This window comes from Komagataeibacter kakiaceti JCM 25156 (genome assembly GCF_000613305.1).
Genome location: NZ_BAIO01000368.1, coordinates 1 through 2382 on the forward strand (window position 1 = coordinate 1; position 2382 = coordinate 2382).

Annotated in this window: 1 protein-coding gene and 3 pseudogenes; all 4 read right to left on the reverse strand. The window is 65.2% G+C overall.

All coding sequences use genetic code 11. The features are described 5' to 3' along the window. The coding region (locus JCM25156_RS24565) for a hypothetical protein (protein ID WP_034959924.1) at positions 1–251 on the reverse strand (251 nt) is incomplete at its 3' end. Between the two features lie 144 nt (positions 252–395). After that, a pseudogene (hisC, locus tag JCM25156_RS24570) lies at positions 396–1465 on the reverse strand (histidinol-phosphate transaminase). Between the two features lie 135 nt (positions 1466–1600). Next, a pseudogene (locus JCM25156_RS28100) lies at positions 1601–2119 on the reverse strand (ankyrin repeat domain-containing protein); the annotation flags it as partial. A 61-nt stretch (positions 2120–2180) separates the two neighbouring features. After that, positions 2181–2382, reverse strand: a pseudogene (locus JCM25156_RS13875) (hypothetical protein); the annotation flags it as partial.

Sequence of the window (2382 nt, forward strand, 5' to 3'; positions counted from 1 at the left end):
GCCCGGCGCCGGTCGTGCTGGCGCTGCCCGTGGGGGCGCGCCGTTTCTCGGCGGTTTTCGAGGGCCGGGGCGGCGGAGATTTCGCTTTCAAGCTGGCGGATGCGCTTTTGCACGCTTTCGCGCAGGGCGGGGGATGTATGCGATTTCATGGTCGCCAGCGTTTCGCGCAGGTCGCGGAGCTGCTTCTGCTTTTCAGGCAGCGAGCGGCGGATCGGCTGGTTGTCGGACATCTGTCCGTGGAATGCGCGCATGATAGGTATCCTGTGGACCTCGGGTCCAGGAAATGAGTTGCCAATTAACCGTGTGATGGAAAGACGTGCGGCACGTACTGAGCCCGTGCCCGCCGGTCAGGGCGGGGTGGACGGGCGCGGCATGTGATGAACCGGGGGCTGGTGTCAGCCTCCGTTCTGCGCAAGCACTTCGGCCAGCCCCGTTACCAGGGCCTGACATTCGGCGTCCGTGCCAATGGTGATCCGTAGCCATTGCGCGATGCGCGGGGTCCGGAAATGACGCACGATGATGGCCCGTTCCCGCAGGGCGGAGGCCAGATATGCGCCGTCATGGTCCGGATGCCGGGCAAATACGAAATTCGCCTGTGACGGCAGAACCACGAACCCCATCTTTCCCAGGCTGTCTGTCAGCCTGTCGCGTGAGTTTATGATCTTCGCGCGGGTGTTTGCAAGCCATTCCCGATCCTCGATCGCGGCGATGGCCCCGGCCTGCGCCAGACGGTCCAGCGGATAGGAGTTGAAGCTGTCCTTCACCCGGGTCAGCGCCGCGATCAGGTCGGGCTGGCCAATGGCGTAGCCACCCGCAGCCCCGCCAGCGCGCTGGATTTGGACAGGGTGCGGACCACCAGCAGGTTGGGGTGCCGGGCCACCAGCGCAACCGCCGTTTCCGCGCCGAAATCGACATAGGCTTCGTCAATCACCACCACCGCATCGGGGTGATCGGCCAGCAGGGCGCGGATTTCAGACAGTGGCAGCGCCATGCCGGTCGGGGCGTTGGGGTTGGGGATGATGATGCCGCCACACGGCCTGCGATAGGCGGCAATGTCGATGCGCATGCCCCCGTCCAGCGCCACCGTTTCGTGCCGGATGCCGTACAGCCCGCAATAGACCGGGTAGAAGCTGTAGCTGATGTCGGGGAACAGCAGGGGATCCTCGTGGTTGAGCAGCCCCTGGAAGGCATGGGCCAGCACTTCATCCGATCCATTGCCGACGAAGACATGATCGGCGGGCACGTCATGTGCGCGGGCAATGGCGGCGCATAGCGCATGGGCCGTGGGGTCGGGATAGAGGCGCAGCGTATCGTCCGTCGCGGCCCGGATGGCCGCGAGTGCCCTGGGGGAGGGGCCGTACGGACATTCATTGGTGTTGAGCTTGATCAGGTTGGCCAGTCTGGGCTGTTCCCCCGGCACATACGGGGTCAGGTTATGGACGACAGGGCTCCAGAAACGGCTCATCAGGGAAAATTCCAGATTGATCGGGGGGATGAACGAAGGCGCGCCACCCGCGATACGGCGCGGGCGACGTGGGCGATCGGATGGGGGAATGGGCAGGTCCGGGTGTTCAGCCTGTGCCGCGGCCTGCGTATGGTCCATGGCGGCCAGCAGGGCGGTATTGCCCTGGCGTGTGGCGAAGATGCGCGCGCTGATTCCCTCGCCATCGCACAGGTCGGGATCGGCCCCGTGTTCCAGCAGGAAGGTAACCATGGAGTCGCGGTTGAACATCGCCGCGAAGATCAGCGGCGTGCGGCCGATATGGTTGGGCACGTCAATGCCCGCACCATGGTCAAGCAGGATACGCGCGCACGGCAGATCGCCCTTGAAGGCGACACCGGCCAGCGCGGTCGATCCCTTTCCATCACGCAGGTCCGGCTTCGCCCCGGCGGCCAGCAGGGCGCGCACGGTTTCGGCATGGCCGTTATAGGCCGCCAGAATCAGCGCGGTATGGCCCTTGTCGTTGCGGATGTCGGGGTCGAGGCCCGCTTTCACGAATTCGGTCACAAGGTCGGTCTGTCCATCGCGCGCGGCGGACAGGAACAGGGACTCGATTTCCGCGTTGCTGAAGGATTCGGGGGTTGCGGCCGGGTCGCCGCTGGCGGTTGTGTTGGTCATGTGCCTGCCTGGCTGGTCGGTTTACGCAAAACGGGGGCCTGCCCCTGTGGGAACGGACGCATCATAAGACGGTTCGGCTGAAAAGAACATCGGGCAATCCCGTGTCGTCCGGGGGCCGCCATGGCATGTCGCGACATTCTCCATGCGCCATCACATCCATGCGCCGGGGTGTCAGCCCGGCTTCGCGCACGGCGGCGCGCAGGCGCTGGACAGGTTCGTCCATCGGTTCGTCCGTCAGGCGGAACGTGCCGAAATGCATGCCA